The 13528-nt window shown below is 56.7% G+C and carries 13 protein-coding genes and 1 other annotated feature; of the genes, 11 read left to right on the plus strand and 2 right to left on the minus strand.

Features of this window, described 5'->3' with window-relative positions:
* The first annotated feature begins 7 nt into the window (after nucleotides 1-7).
* The gene (gene gyrB / locus L463_RS18520; RefSeq protein WP_006808766.1) at nucleotides 8-2419 is read left to right on the plus strand and encodes a DNA topoisomerase (ATP-hydrolyzing) subunit B; all 2412 of its coding nucleotides are present in this window, start codon (nucleotides 8-10) and stop codon (nucleotides 2417-2419) included.
* 33 nt (nucleotides 2420-2452) lie between these two features.
* On the opposite strand, the gene L463_RS18515 is transcribed toward gyrB, so the two are convergent.
* On the minus strand, nucleotides 2453-3388 hold the full coding sequence (locus tag L463_RS18515; RefSeq protein ID WP_032103314.1) for a LysR family transcriptional regulator: 936 nt from the start codon (nucleotides 3386-3388) through the stop codon (nucleotides 2453-2455).
* 113 nt (nucleotides 3389-3501) lie between these two features.
* Between L463_RS18515 and L463_RS18510 the strand changes: the two genes are divergently transcribed.
* The 8 genes from L463_RS18510 (at nucleotide 3502) to L463_RS18475 (ending at nucleotide 11726) form a co-directional block, all read left to right on the plus strand.
* Nucleotides 3502-4527 carry a zinc-dependent alcohol dehydrogenase family protein gene (locus L463_RS18510; RefSeq protein WP_023295660.1) on the plus strand — a complete coding sequence of 342 codons (1026 nt, stop codon included), beginning with the start codon at nucleotides 3502-3504 and terminating at the stop codon, nucleotides 4525-4527.
* Between the two features lie 113 nt (nucleotides 4528-4640).
* A complete protein-coding gene (yidA, locus tag L463_RS18505; protein WP_023295661.1) occupies nucleotides 4641-5453 on the plus strand; it encodes a sugar-phosphatase in 813 nt (270 codons plus the stop codon).
* 226 nt (nucleotides 5454-5679) lie between these two features.
* Nucleotides 5680-6369 carry a D-galactonate utilization transcriptional regulator DgoR gene (gene dgoR, locus L463_RS18500; RefSeq protein ID WP_003861109.1) on the plus strand — a complete coding sequence of 230 codons (690 nt, stop codon included), beginning with the start codon at nucleotides 5680-5682 and terminating at the stop codon, nucleotides 6367-6369.
* The gene (locus tag L463_RS18495; RefSeq protein WP_023295662.1) at nucleotides 6366-7244 is read left to right on the plus strand and encodes a 2-dehydro-3-deoxygalactonokinase; all 879 of its coding nucleotides are present in this window, start codon (nucleotides 6366-6368) and stop codon (nucleotides 7242-7244) included. Before dgoR ends, L463_RS18495 begins: the two co-directional genes overlap by 4 nt.
* Nucleotides 7228-7845, plus strand: a complete 618-nt coding sequence (locus L463_RS18490) for a 2-dehydro-3-deoxy-6-phosphogalactonate aldolase (protein ID WP_023295663.1) — start codon at nucleotides 7228-7230, stop codon at nucleotides 7843-7845. The genes L463_RS18495 and L463_RS18490 overlap by 17 nt, the downstream gene beginning before the upstream one ends.
* Nucleotides 7842-8990: a galactonate dehydratase gene (dgoD, locus tag L463_RS18485; protein ID WP_017694024.1), complete on the plus strand. Its 1149-nt coding sequence runs from the start codon at nucleotides 7842-7844 to the stop codon at nucleotides 8988-8990. The genes L463_RS18490 and dgoD overlap by 4 nt, the downstream gene beginning before the upstream one ends.
* 117 nt (nucleotides 8991-9107) lie before the next feature.
* Nucleotides 9108-10445 carry an MFS transporter gene (locus L463_RS18480; RefSeq protein WP_015570129.1) on the plus strand — a complete coding sequence of 446 codons (1338 nt, stop codon included), beginning with the start codon at nucleotides 9108-9110 and terminating at the stop codon, nucleotides 10443-10445.
* Nucleotides 10446-10496: 51 nt separating this feature from the next.
* Nucleotides 10497-11726 (plus strand): DUF3748 domain-containing protein, encoded by a 1230-nt coding sequence (locus tag L463_RS18475; RefSeq protein WP_023295664.1) that lies wholly within the window; start codon nucleotides 10497-10499, stop codon nucleotides 11724-11726.
* Here L463_RS18475 and L463_RS18470 read toward each other — a convergent pair.
* Nucleotides 11723-12055 (minus strand): YceK/YidQ family lipoprotein, encoded by a 333-nt coding sequence (locus L463_RS18470; protein WP_017383693.1) that lies wholly within the window; start codon nucleotides 12053-12055, stop codon nucleotides 11723-11725. The two genes, L463_RS18475 and L463_RS18470, sit on opposite strands and share 4 nt — an antisense overlap.
* A 247-nt stretch (nucleotides 12056-12302) precedes the next feature.
* Nucleotides 12303-12377 (plus strand) — a sequence feature (ROSE (Repression Of Heat Shock gene Expression) occurs in the 5'-region of heat shock genes and acts as an RNA thermometer to modulate expression.).
* Here L463_RS18470 and ibpA point away from each other — a divergent pair.
* Nucleotides 12371-12781 carry a small heat shock chaperone IbpA gene (gene ibpA / locus L463_RS18465; protein WP_006177605.1) on the plus strand — a complete coding sequence of 137 codons (411 nt, stop codon included), beginning with the start codon at nucleotides 12371-12373 and terminating at the stop codon, nucleotides 12779-12781. (Overlaps the previous feature by 7 nt.)
* A 136-nt stretch (nucleotides 12782-12917) precedes the next feature.
* The gene (ibpB, locus tag L463_RS18460) at nucleotides 12918-13346 is read left to right on the plus strand and encodes a small heat shock chaperone IbpB (RefSeq protein ID WP_015570126.1); all 429 of its coding nucleotides are present in this window, start codon (nucleotides 12918-12920) and stop codon (nucleotides 13344-13346) included.
* Nucleotides 13347-13528: the final 182 nt, after the last annotated feature.

The raw sequence follows: 13528 nt of genomic DNA on the forward strand, positions 1-13528 counted from the left end.
AACGTTGATGTCGAATTCTTATGACTCCTCCAGTATCAAAGTCCTGAAAGGGCTGGATGCGGTGCGTAAGCGCCCGGGTATGTATATCGGCGACACGGATGACGGCACCGGTCTGCACCACATGGTATTCGAGGTGGTAGATAACGCTATCGACGAAGCGCTCGCGGGTCACTGTAAAGACATCGTGGTCACGATCCATGCGGACAACTCCGTGTCCGTTACCGATGACGGTCGTGGTATCCCAACCGGTATTCACCCGGAAGAGGGCGTATCTGCTGCGGAAGTCATCATGACCGTTCTGCACGCAGGCGGTAAGTTCGATGATAACTCCTATAAAGTTTCCGGCGGTCTGCACGGCGTAGGCGTATCCGTAGTAAATGCCCTGTCGCAGAAGCTGGAGCTGGTTATCCAGCGCGAAGGCAAAATTCACCGTCAGATCTACCAGCACGGCGTGCCTGACGCTCCGCTGGCCGTCACGGGTGATACCGATAAAACCGGTACCATGGTGCGTTTCTGGCCGAGCCTCGAAACCTTCACCAACGTCACCGAATTCGAGTACGACATTCTGGCGAAACGCCTGCGTGAACTGTCGTTCCTGAACTCCGGCGTGTCGATTCGTCTGCGCGACAAACGCGACAACAAAGAAGACCACTTCCATTACGAAGGTGGTATCAAGGCGTTCGTTGAGTATCTGAACAAGAACAAAACGCCAATTCACCCGAATATCTTCTACTTCTCTACTGAAAAAGACGGTATCGGCGTGGAAGTGGCCTTGCAGTGGAACGACGGTTTCCAGGAAAACATCTACTGCTTCACCAACAACATTCCACAACGCGATGGCGGTACGCACCTGGCGGGCTTCCGCGCGGCGATGACCCGAACCCTGAACGCCTACATGGACAAAGAAGGCTACAGCAAAAAAGCGAAAGTCAGCGCCACCGGTGACGATGCCCGTGAAGGCCTGATTGCCGTGGTCTCCGTGAAGGTGCCGGATCCGAAGTTCTCCTCACAGACCAAAGACAAGCTGGTCTCTTCTGAGGTGAAATCGGCGGTTGAACAGCAGATGAACGAACTGCTGAGCGAATACCTGCTGGAAAACCCGTCCGACGCGAAAATCGTGGTGGGTAAAATTATCGATGCGGCGCGTGCCCGTGAAGCGGCGCGTAAAGCGCGTGAAATGACCCGTCGTAAAGGCGCGCTGGACCTGGCAGGCCTGCCGGGCAAACTGGCTGACTGTCAGGAACGCGACCCGGCGCTGTCTGAACTGTACCTTGTGGAAGGGGACTCCGCGGGCGGTTCTGCGAAGCAGGGCCGTAACCGCAAGAACCAGGCGATTCTGCCGCTGAAGGGTAAAATCCTTAACGTTGAGAAAGCGCGCTTCGACAAGATGCTCTCTTCTCAGGAAGTGGCGACGCTCATCACCGCGCTCGGCTGCGGCATTGGTCGCGACGAGTACAACCCGGACAAACTGCGCTATCACAGCATCATCATCATGACCGATGCGGACGTCGACGGCTCGCACATTCGTACGTTGCTGTTGACCTTCTTCTATCGTCAGATGCCGGAAATCGTTGAGCGCGGCCACGTTTACATTGCCCAGCCGCCGCTGTACAAAGTGAAGAAAGGCAAGCAGGAACAGTACATTAAAGATGACGACGCGATGGATCAGTACCAAATCGCGATCGCCCTTGATGGTGCGACCCTGCACGCAAACTCCAGCGCGCCAGCGCTGGCCGGTGAGCCGCTGGAGCGTCTGGTCTCCGAGTTCAACGCCACGCAGAAAATGATTGGCCGTATGGAGCGTCGCTATCCGAAAGCGCTGCTGAAAGAGCTGATTTACCAGCCGACCCTGACCGAAGCCGATCTGAGCAACGAGCAGACCGTCACCCGCTGGGTGAACACCCTGGTGAGCGAGCTGAACGAGAAAGAGCAGCATGGCAGCCAGTGGAAGTTCGACGTTCAGCAGAACGCTGAGCAGCAGTTCGAGCCGATCGTCCGCGTGCGTACCCACGGCGTCGATACCGACTACCCGCTGGAGCACGAATTTGTGACCGGTCCGGAATACCGCCGTATCTGCACCCTCGGCGAGAAGCTGCGCGGTCTGATCGAAGACGATGCGTTTATCGAACGTGGCGAACGTCGTCAGCCGGTAGCCAGCTTCGAACAGGCGCTGGAGTGGCTGGTAAAAGAGTCCCGTCGTGGTCTCTCTATTCAGCGTTATAAAGGCCTGGGCGAAATGAACCCGGATCAGCTGTGGGAAACCACCATGGATCCGGAAAGCCGTCGCATGTTGCGCGTCACCGTTAAAGACGCAATCGCAGCGGATCAGCTGTTCACGACCCTGATGGGCGATGCGGTTGAACCACGTCGCGCCTTCATCGAAGAGAACGCCCTGAAGGCGGCGAATATCGATATTTAATCGTCGCTTTACGACAGCATAACTGGCCGCGCTTCAGCGCGGCTTTTTTATGGCCACAGTAAACTCCAGCGACATCACTGCCGGTAAACGTTTGACCAGCATATCTATGGCAATTCTTACCCTTAGCGGCAGGTGTGGCGTCTGCTGCCAGACGGCATGAACGTCGAAGCGTACATCCGGGGCCTGCTTTAAGAGCGGGGCAAGGTTTCCCTGATGAATTTCTTTGATGACCATCCAGCAGGGTAGCCATGCAAGGCCGTGGCCGGCCAGCGCCGCGTCGCAGATCGCCTGCAAATCATCCATATTGAGCGATGAGCGGGGAATAAACGTGCGCGACGTGCCATCGTAATCCATCAGCTGCCAGGGTAGGACTCTGCCCGCACGCGTGTAGTTAATGACCGTATGCTGGCGTAGATCATCAACGGTTTGCGGCTGGCCATTTTTAAGCAGATAATCCGGCGCGGCACACAGAACCATCCGGTGCTCCCCCAGCCTTCTGGCGACCAGCACGCTGCTGTCAGCCAGAGCGCCATTGCGCACCGCCATATCAAACCCTTCTTCCACGAGATCCACGACGCGGTCGCTGAAGGACATTTCAAGCTCAAGCCCGGGATGCTCCTGCGCCAGCTCTATTAGCAGCGGGGCGATACACTGGCGACCAAACAGCACCGGCACGGCAACACGCAGCCGACCGTTGACCTGATGTTTTCCGGTTTCAAGCTGCGATTCAGCGCCACGGATCTCCTCCAGCGCGCGCAGGCAGCGTTCATAAAAAAGCGCGCCGTTATCGGTCAGCCTCTGACTGCGGGTGGTCCGATGAAACAGACGAACCCCCAGCCTCTCTTCAAGACGAGCAATGCTTTTTCCTACCGCCGAGCGCGACAAATGCAGACGGACGGCGGCCTGGGCAAAACTTCCTGCCTCAACGGAGGCAACGAAAACGGGAATATCTTTCAGCGTATCGGTCATGGACGGATTGTGTCAATTTGGTCATCAATGAAGGGAAAACTTATCGCCACTGGCGACGCTGAGTCAACGGTAGACTGTCAGAACTGCAAATCATCTGATGACAGGAGAAAAAAATGACTGAAACAATGCAACGCTGGTCAATGGATGCCCTTGGTCGTGAAAGCCTCAGGCTCGTTCAGGAGCCTGTTCCACAGCCAGGCCCGGGGGAGGTTCGCGTAAGGGTTAAAGCCGTTGCGCTCAACTACCGGGATAAAATGGTGATTGAAGGCACGATGCCGATTCCGCTTTCCTTCCCGTTTACTCCAGCATCTGACATGGCAGGCGTGGTGGACAGCATCGGCGAAGGCGTTACGCGTTTCAAGCCCGGCGCACGCGTCATCTCAACCTTCTTCCCGGAATGGATCGACGGCAAGCCGCAGGCAGACGCGCGCGATTTGCCCTATAAAACGTCCGGTGGATACTTCCAGGGCATGCTGGCCGAATATGTGATTGTGAGTGAAAACGCGCTGGTGGCGTCCCCGGAAAGCCTGGATGACGCTGAGGCCAGCACGCTTCCTTGCGCGGGGCTTACCGCATGGTTCGCGCTGGTGGAGCGCGGTCATTTACGCGCCGGGCAATCGGTGCTGGTACAAGGGACGGGCGGTGTGGCGCTATTCGCTTTGCAGATAGCAAAAGCGCACGGCGCAGAAGTTATTGTTACGTCGGGGAGTAATGAAAAACTGGCGCGGGCCAAAAAGCTGGGGGCCAGCCAGGGCATCAACCGACTGAAAGGCGACTGGGCTGAAAATACGCTGGCACTGACGCAGGATCGCGGCATCGACCATATTATCGAAACGGTGGGTGGGGAGAACCTGAGACATTCCCTGCGCGCCGTTGCCGTTCATGGGCGGATATCGGTCATTGGCGTGCTGGCCGGGACAGAAATTTCTCTGCCTGCAAGCGAGCTGTTGCTGAAATCTCCCGTCATTCAGGGGATTGGGGTTGGACACCGCCGGGCGCTGGAAGATTTTGTCCGTGCTGTTGATGTCACGGAGTTAAAACCGGTGATTGAGCATCGCTACCGCTTTGACGAGCTGGAACAGGCGCTTGAACATCTGGATCGCGGTGCGTTTGGCAAAATCGTTCTCACCCGCGAGTGAGTTCCCGTTCCCGGGATAAACGTAAAAGGGGCTTTTTGTTGCGCAAGGTAGCTCTATTTTTGTGTGCTTAATCGCGTTAGCATGAGGTAGCACTCATTTATCCCGGGGACCTCATGGCTATCAAACTCATTGCAATCGATATGGACGGCACGCTGCTGCTGCCAGACCACACTATCTCTCCTGCCGTTAAAAATGCGATCGCCGCCGCACGCGAAAAAGGCGTGAACGTGGTGCTCACCACCGGACGCCCGTATGCCGGGGTGCACAGTTACCTGAAAGAGCTGCACATGAACCAGCCTGGCGATTACTGCATCACCTATAACGGCGCGCTGGTGCAAAAGGCAGCCGATGGCAGCACGGTGGCGCAAACTGCACTGAGCTATGATGACTACCGTTTCCTGGAAAAACTCTCCCGCGACGTGGGCTCTCACTTCCACGCGCTCGATCGCAATACGCTTTACACCGCCAACCGCGATATCAGCTACTACACGGTGCACGAGTCCTACGTTGCAACCATTCCACTGGTGTTCTGCGAAGCGGAGAAAATGGACCCGGCGACCCAGTTCCTGAAAGTGATGATGATTGATGAACCTGCGGTTCTCGACAAAGCCATCTCACGCATTCCGGCTGAGGTAAAAGAGAAATACACCGTGCTGAAAAGTGCGCCGTACTTCCTCGAAATCCTTGATAAACGCGTCAATAAAGGCACGGGCGTCAAATCGCTTGCCGATGCGCTGGGCATCAAGCCTGAGGAGATCATGGCGCTGGGCGACCAGGAAAACGATATTGCGATGATCGAATATGCGGGCATGGGCGTGGCGATGGATAACGCCATCCCGTCGGTAAAAGAAGTGGCGAACTTCGTGACTAAATCTAACCTGGAAGACGGCGTTGCCTGGGCGATCGAGAAATTCGTTCTGTCGTAACAAGTGCTTTGAAAGATTAGCCCCGGTTATTAACCGGGGCTTTTTTTGGCCCTGAATTTATCAAATTGTTCTTTTTGTGATCTGGATTGTAGTACAACATTAATTGATTGTACTACATTGTCAGCACGGCAAAGACGAAAGGCCTCACGTTTGTACTGCAAAAGTGAGGCGAAATTCAGCGGTCGCGGTAAAGTAGTGATGGACTTACAGAGCACAAGGACTCTCCATGACACTCAATAAAACCGATCGCATTGTCATCACGCTGGGCACTCAGATTGTGGGTGGCAAATACGTTCCCGGTTCGCCGCTGCCAGCAGAGGCGGAACTGTGCGAGGAGTTTGAAACCTCGCGCAACATCATTCGGGAAGTGTTCCGCTCGCTGATGGCGAAGCGGCTGATTGAAATGAAGCGCTATCGCGGCGCGTTTGTGGCGCCGCGTAACCAGTGGAACTACCTCGATACCGATGTTCTGCAATGGGTGCTGGAAAACGACTACGACCCACGGCTCATCGGCGCGATGAGCGAAGTCCGAAATCTGGTGGAACCGGCCATCGCCCGCTGGGCGGCAGAGCGCGCAACGTCAGGTGACCTGGCACAGATTGAGTCGGCTTTAAACGACATGATCGCCAATAACCAGAATCGGGAGGCGTTCAACGAAGCGGACATTCGTTACCACGAAGCGGTATTGCAGTCGGTGCATAACCCGGTTTTACAGCAGCTTAGCGTGGCGATCAGCTCACTACAGCGAGCAGTATTTGAACGTACCTGGATGGGCGATGAGGCCAACATGCCGAAAACGCTTCAGGAACATAAAGCGCTGTTCGATGCGATACGGCATCAGGACGGCGATGCGGCAGAGCAGGCGGCGCTGACCATGATCGCCAGCTCGACACGAAGGTTGAAGGAAATCACATGACATCACGCTACATCGCAATTGACTGGGGATCGACCAATCTGCGCGCCTGGCTCTACCAGGGTGAGCAGTGCCTGGAAAGCAGGCAATCAGAAGCAGGTGTGACGCGCCTGAACGGTAAATCCCCCGCAGCGGTGTTAGCAGAAGTGACACAAAACTGGCGCGACGGTACTACGCCAGTGGTGATGGCCGGAATGGTCGGCAGTAACGTGGGGTGGAAGGTCGCGCCTTACCTGTCAGTTCCGGTGCATTTCACCGCCGTTGGCGAGCAGTTAACGTCCGTTGGCGACAATGTCTGGATTATTCCCGGTTTATGCGTCTCTCGCGACGATAACCATAATGTGATGCGCGGCGAAGAGACGCAGCTGCTCGGGGCGCGCACCCTTTCTCCTTCTTCTGTCTACGTCATGCCCGGGACGCACTGCAAATGGGTCCAGGCGGATGCTGAGCAAATTCATGATTTCCGCACCGTGATGACCGGCGAACTGCACCACTTGCTGCTTAAGCATTCGCTGGTGGGGGCCGGTTTGCCGGAGCAGACCCCTTCGCCGGAAGCGTTTGCCGCCGGGCTTGAGCGCGGGATCGCATCCCTTGCCGTTTTGCCGCAACTTTTTGAGGTTCGCGCCTCGCACGTGCTGGGAAATCTTCCGCGCGAACAGGTCAGCGAATTTCTGTCCGGCCTGCTGATTGGCGCAGAAGTCGCCACTCTGAGCGACGCGTTCGCCGGGCAGCAGGCCATCACGCTCGTCGCGGGTTCATCGCTGACGTCTCGTTACCGCCAGGCGTTCCACGCTATCGGACGGGATGTTGCTGCGGTGGAAGGCGACACGGCATTTCAGGCAGGCATAAGGAGCATCGCTCATGCAGTGGCAAACTGAACTTCCCCTGATCGCGATTTTGCGCGGTATCACGCCCGGTGAGGCCTTAGCGCACGTTGGCGCGGTGATCGACGCCGGGTTCGACGCGGTGGAAATCCCGCTCAACTCCCCGGAGTGGGAAAAAAGCATTCCGGCAATTGTGAAGGCGTTTGGTGATAAGGCGCTGATTGGCGCTGGCACCGTATTACAGCCGGAGCAGGTGGATGAACTGGCGAAGATGGGCTGCAAGCTTATCGTCACACCGAATATCAACCCCGAGGTGATCCGCCGGGCGGTGGATTACGGCATGACCGTCTGCCCGGGTTGCGCCACGGCCACAGAAGCCTTTGCCGCCCTCGATGCGGGCGCACAGTCTCTCAAAATTTTCCCGTCGTCGGCCTTTGGTCCGGATTACATCAAAGCGCTGAAAGCGGTCTTACCCGCCAGCGTGCCGGTCTTTGCCGTGGGCGGCGTCACGCCGGAAAACCTGGGCCAGTGGATGAGCGCGGGCTGTGTGGGCGCGGGGCTGGGCAGCGATCTCTATCGTGCCGGTCAGCCCGTTGAGCGTACCGCACAGCAGGCGGCAGCATTTGTGAAAGCGTATCGAGAGGCAGTGCAATGAAAATAACCAAACTCACCACGTACCGTTTACCCCCGCGTTGGATGTTCCTGAAAATCGAAACCGACGAAGGCGTGGTTGGCTGGGGCGAGCCGGTGATTGAAGGCCGTGCGCGCACCGTTGAAGCCGCGGTGCACGAGCTGGGCGAATACCTGATTGGCCAGGATCCGGCGCGCATCAACGACCTGTGGCAGGTGATGTACCGCGCGGGCTTCTACCGCGGGGGGCCGATTCTGATGAGCGCCATCGCCGGTATTGATCAGGCGCTGTGGGATATCAAAGGCAAAGTGCTCAATGCCCCGGTCTGGCAATTAATGGGCGGCCTGGTGCGCGACAAAATCAAAGCCTACAGCTGGGTGGGCGGTGACCGCCCTGCGGAAGTGATCGACGGTATCCGGCAACTGCGCAACATCGGTTTTGACACCTTCAAACTCAACGGCTGCGAAGAAATGGGCGTTATCGACAACTCGCGCGCGGTAGACCGGGCGGTGAATACCGTGGCGCAAATCCGTGAAGCCTTCGGCAACGAGATTGAGTTTGGTCTGGATTTCCACGGCCGCGTCAGCGCGCCAATGGCCAAAGTGCTGATTAAAGAGCTGGAGCCGTATCGCCCGCTGTTTATCGAAGAGCCGGTGCTGGCCGAGCAGGCGGAATACTATCCGAAACTGGCTGAACAGACGCACATTCCCATCGCGGCGGGGGAACGCATGTTCTCGCGCTTCGAGTTTAAACGCGTGCTGGAAGCGGGCGGCATTGCGATCCTGCAACCGGACCTCTCCCACGCGGGCGGCATCACCGAATGCTACAAAATTGCCGGAATGGCAGAAGCCTACGATGTGGCGCTGGCGCCGCACTGTCCGCTTGGGCCGATTGCGCTGGCGGCCTGCCTGCACGTCGACTTCGTCTCCCGCAATGCGGTGTTCCAGGAACAAAGCATGGGCATACACTATAACAAGGGCGCGGAGCTGCTCGACTTTGTGAAAAACAAAGAAGACTTCAGCATGGAAGGTGGTTTCTTTAAACCGTTAACAAAGCCGGGCCTTGGCGTGGAGATCGACGAAGCCAAAGTCATTGAGCTGAGTAAAAGTGCGCCGGACTGGCGTAACCCACTGTGGCGTCTTGAAGACGGTTCCGTAGCCGAGTGGTAAATCGCCGGATGGCGCTACGCTTATCCGGCCTACTCTCTCGTAGGCCCGGTAAGCGAAGCGCCACCGGGCAAAAAAAACGTACATAGAAAAAATATAACCCTCTGTAAATTACAGGGCATGGTGAGCGGCTTCGCTATGCCCAAAATCTGGAGACAGATTGCGATGGATATTCCAGTTACTGCTGCAAAAACCGGGCGTCGTCGTTACCTGACGCTGATCATGATCTTTATTACCGTGGTCATCTGTTATGTCGACCGCGCCAACCTTGCCGTGGCATCGGCTCATATTCAGGAAGAGTTTGGCATCACCAAAGCGGAAATGGGCTACGTCTTCTCGGCGTTTGCCTGGCTGTATACGCTCTGTCAGATCCCCGGTGGCTGGTTCCTTGACCGCGTGGGTTCACGTCTGACCTACTTTATCGCTATTTTTGGCTGGTCCGTGGCGACCCTGTTCCAGGGCTTCGCGACCGGGCTGATGTCGCTGATTGGCCTGCGCGCCATCACCGGGGTGTTTGAAGCGCCGGCGTTTCCGACCAACAACCGCATGGTGACCAGCTGGTTCCCTGAACACGAACGCGCTTCCGCTGTTGGTTTTTACACCTCCGGGCAGTTTGTTGGTCTGGCGTTTCTGACGCCGCTGTTAATCTGGATCCAGGAGCTGCTGAGCTGGCACTGGGTGTTTATCGTCACCGGCGGGATCGGCATTATCTGGTCGCTCATCTGGTTTAAGGTTTATCAGCCGCCGCGCCTGACCAAAAGCATCACCAAAGCCGAACTGGACTACATCCGCGACGGCGGTGGCCTGGTGGACGGCGATGCGCCGGTGAAAAAAGAGGCGCGCCAGCCGCTGACCAGAGCGGACTGGAAGCTGGTCTTCCACCGTAAGCTGGTGGGCGTATATCTGGGCCAGTTCGCAGTGACCTCCACGCTGTGGTTCTTCCTCACCTGGTTCCCGAACTATCTGACGCAGGAGAAGGGCATTACCGCGCTGAAGGCGGGCTTTATGACCACCGTACCCTTCCTTGCGGCGTTTTTCGGCGTGCTGCTCTCGGGCTGGCTGGCGGACAAACTGGTGAAAAAAGGCTTCTCACTGGGCGTTGCGCGTAAAACGCCAATTATCTGCGGACTGCTGATCTCTACCTGCATCATGGGAGCGAACTACACCAACGATCCGGTGTGGATCATGACCCTGATGGCGGTAGCGTTCTTCGGAAACGGTTTTGCCTCCATCACCTGGTCGCTGGTGTCGTCCCTGGCGCCGATGCGTCTGATCGGCCTGACTGGTGGCGTGTTTAACTTCGTTGGCGGCCTGGGCGGGATCACCGTACCGCTGGTCATCGGTTACCTGGCGCAGGACTACGGCTTTGGTCCGGCTCTGGTGTATATCTCTGCCGTGGCGCTGATCGGGGCGCTCTCCTACATCCTGCTGGTCGGCGACGTTAAACGAGTAGGCTAATCCCTTCGGATGTTTTACCCTGATGCGATAACCGCGCATCAGGGTATTTTCATGAAACAAATCACCTTCGCTTCCCGCAACCACCAGCTCACCAACATCAACACCTGGACGCCAGACAGCCAGTGGCTTGTCTATGATGTCCGCCCGTCCGGCGCGTCGTTTACCGGTGAAACCATTGAGCGGGTCAATGTTAGTACGGGCGAGGTTGAGGCGATCTACCGTGCGACTGACGGCGCGCATGTCGGCGTGGTAACCGTTCATCCGGCGCAGGACAAATATGTTTTTATCCACGGCCCGAAAAACCCGGATGCAGACTGGCAGTATGATTTTCACCATCGTCAGGGGGTGATTGCGCACAATGGTCAGGTGAGCAATCTTGATGCGATGGATATCACCGCGCCTTACACCGCAGGCGCGCTGCGTGGCGGCAGCCACGTCCACGTTTTTAGCCCGAACGGGCAGTTCGTCAGCTTTACCTACAACGACCATGTGCTGCACGCGCGCGATCCGCAGCTGGATTTGCGTAACGTCGGGGTGGCGGCGCCTTTTGGCCCAGTAAACCCACAGGGGAACCATCCGCGGGAATATGCCGGCACCTTCTGGAGCGTACTGGTAAGCCGTACAACGCCGAACCCGAAACCGGGCAGCAATGAGGTAAACCGCGCCTATGAAGAGGGCTGGGTGGGCAACGACAGGCTGGCGTTTATCGGCGATACGGTGTCTGCGAAAGGCGAGAAAGTGCCCGAACTGTTTATTGTCGATCTCCCCAAAGACGAGCAGGGCTGGAAACGGGCGGGCGATGCGCCGTTGCAGGGAACGCCTGATACAATGCCCGCGCCGCCTGCGGGCGTAACGCAACGTCGCTTAACCTTCACCCATCAGAAGGCGTATCCGGGGCTGGTGAACGTGCCGCGCCACTGGGTGCGCAGCAATCCGCAGGGGACGCAGATTGCGTTTTTAATGCGGGACGATAACGGCGTTGTGCAGCTGTGGCTTATCTCCCCTGAGGGCGGCGAGCCGCGTCAGCTAACCCACACTGAGCGTGATATTCAGTCGGCCTTTAACTGGCATCCTTCCGGCAACGGGCTGGGATTTGTGCTTGCAGGCCGTATTGCTTGCTGCGATGCGCAGACCGGAGAGGTGACGTTTTTGACGTCCGATCACGGCAATCCGCCGTCTGCTGACGCTGTGGTGTTTTCCCCGGACGGACGATTTATTGCATGGATGGAAGAGAAGGACGGTTTCCGCCAGCTGTGGCTAACGGAAACCGCACAGAATTAGCGTGGAGGCATCTCTGCGGGCGGGATGACGGAATTGGTCGCCAGCTTTTCCTGCTCGCTTTTCTCAACGCGCGAACGCACTGAGCTGTCGGTGCGGAACATATCCCACGGCAGCAGAAGCGTATCGGCAACCGCCGTAAACGGCATATCAAGAATCGCCAGAGATTTGGTACCCCAGTTTGTCTCATCATCAGAGATCATTGCGGCACTGGCGCGCGTCCCCGGATATGTTCCTTCTTTACCGCCGGTGTGCGACATCACGCTCGAACACCCGCAAAGTAAAACAACCCCGCTGAACGACGCCAGCTTAATCAGAACATTTCTCATCATCACTCAGTCATCTTTAGTAGCACGGCATTGACCTGCAACTCAGGGTTATAGCGAGGCGCGTCCAAAATGGATAGCTCAAAACTCCCGCACTGTGGTCGTCATCGCAATTTAACCCTTTGTGCTGTGCCCCTGAGTCTATGCGACAACCAGCAAAGTGCAAAAAAATCTCACATCAACAGTCTTGAAAAGGCCGTATCCAGACCCATTTTAAGAATGTAACCCGATAACGGACACGCCTGATGGGTGTTCGGGGAAGCAGAAGCCTGTCCATGGTGGAAGGCTACATTTTCTCGCTGATTTCAGGAGCATTTATCCATGCGTAATTTCGATCTCTCTCCGCTATACCGTTCTGCCATTGGTTTCGATCGTCTGTTCAACCACTTAGAAAACAACCAGAGCCAGAGCAACGGCTATCCTCCTTACAACGTTGAACTGGTTGACGAAAACCACTATCGCATTGCGATTGCTGTTGCCGGTTTCGCAGAGAGCGAACTGGAGATCACCGCGCAGGACAATCTGCTGGTGGTGAAAGGCTCCCATACGGCCGAGCAGAAAGAACGAACCTACCTCTACCAGGGCATCGCAGAGCGCAACTTTGAGCGCAAGTTCCAGCTGGCTGAGAACATCCACGTCAAGGGCGCGAACCTGGTGAACGGCCTGCTGTTTATCGAACTGGAACGTGTGATTCCGGAAGAGAAAAAACCGCGTCGTATCGAAATCAACTAATTACGCGGGTCGCGTGAGCGGCCCACCCGAACTTGCTTGCCGTAACGGGAGCATATGCGAATCCGCAAGGGTTTGCAGGTACAACTGTGCACAAAATTAAACTGTGCCGAACTCGCTTCTCAGAAGGAGATTTAGTATGCGTAACTACGATTTATCCCCCCTGCTGCGTCAGTGGATAGGTTTTGACAAACTGGCTAACGCGCTGCAAAGCGCAACCGAACAGCAGACCTTTCCGCCGTACAACATCGAAAAAAGCGATGATAACCACTACCGCATCACGCTTGCGCTGGCCGGGTTCCGCCAGGAAGATCTCGACATCCAGCTGGAGGGTACGCGCCTGACCGTGAAAGGGTCACCGGAAAAACCAGACACCGAGACCAAATGGCTGCATCAGGGGCTTGTCACTCAGCCGTTTAGCCTGAGCTTTACCCTGGCAGACCATATGGAAGTTTCTGGCGCGACGTTCACTAACGGGCTGCTGAACATTGACCTCACCCGTAACGTGCCGGAAGCCATTGCGCCTCAGCGCATCGCCATTAGCGAACGCCCGGCGTTGAACAGCTAAACCACGTTTTTGCCGGGTGGAAAACCTGCCGATCCTGTAGGTCGGGTAAGGCGCAGCCGCCACCCGACTCGCTCACAGATGCCATGAAGCCCTGCCCCGGCAGGGCTTTTTTGTGCGCCATCGCCCATACAACCGCCGTCAGCTCTGAGAGAATCCTTAGCATAACTATGGTTATACACAGG

It is taken from the genome of Enterobacter sp. BIDMC 27 (assembly GCF_000534415.1).
In the GTDB taxonomy this organism is placed as follows: domain Bacteria; phylum Pseudomonadota; class Gammaproteobacteria; order Enterobacterales; family Enterobacteriaceae; genus Enterobacter; species Enterobacter hormaechei_C.

Coding starts and splice junctions, on each gene's coding strand:
- dgoR (WP_003861109.1), top strand. CDS start 5,680: ATGACACTCAATAAAACCGATCGCATTGTCATCACGCTGGGCACTCAG.
- L463_RS18515 (WP_032103314.1), bottom strand. CDS start 3,388: ATGACCGATACGCTGAAAGATATTCCCGTTTTCGTTGCCTCCGTTGAG.
- ibpA (WP_006177605.1), top strand. CDS start 12,371: ATGCGTAATTTCGATCTCTCTCCGCTATACCGTTCTGCCATTGGTTTC.
- L463_RS18495 (WP_023295662.1), top strand. CDS start 6,366: ATGACATCACGCTACATCGCAATTGACTGGGGATCGACCAATCTGCGC.
- L463_RS18475 (WP_023295664.1), top strand. CDS start 10,497: ATGAAACAAATCACCTTCGCTTCCCGCAACCACCAGCTCACCAACATC.
- L463_RS18470 (WP_017383693.1), bottom strand. CDS start 12,055: ATGATGAGAAATGTTCTGATTAAGCTGGCGTCGTTCAGCGGGGTTGTT.
- gyrB (WP_006808766.1), top strand. CDS start 8: ATGTCGAATTCTTATGACTCCTCCAGTATCAAAGTCCTGAAAGGGCTG.
- dgoD (WP_017694024.1), top strand. CDS start 7,842: ATGAAAATAACCAAACTCACCACGTACCGTTTACCCCCGCGTTGGATG.
- L463_RS18480 (WP_015570129.1), top strand. CDS start 9,108: ATGGTGAGCGGCTTCGCTATGCCCAAAATCTGGAGACAGATTGCGATG.
- yidA (WP_023295661.1), top strand. CDS start 4,641: ATGGCTATCAAACTCATTGCAATCGATATGGACGGCACGCTGCTGCTG.
- ibpB (WP_015570126.1), top strand. CDS start 12,918: ATGCGTAACTACGATTTATCCCCCCTGCTGCGTCAGTGGATAGGTTTT.
- L463_RS18510 (WP_023295660.1), top strand. CDS start 3,502: ATGACTGAAACAATGCAACGCTGGTCAATGGATGCCCTTGGTCGTGAA.
- L463_RS18490 (WP_023295663.1), top strand. CDS start 7,228: ATGCAGTGGCAAACTGAACTTCCCCTGATCGCGATTTTGCGCGGTATC.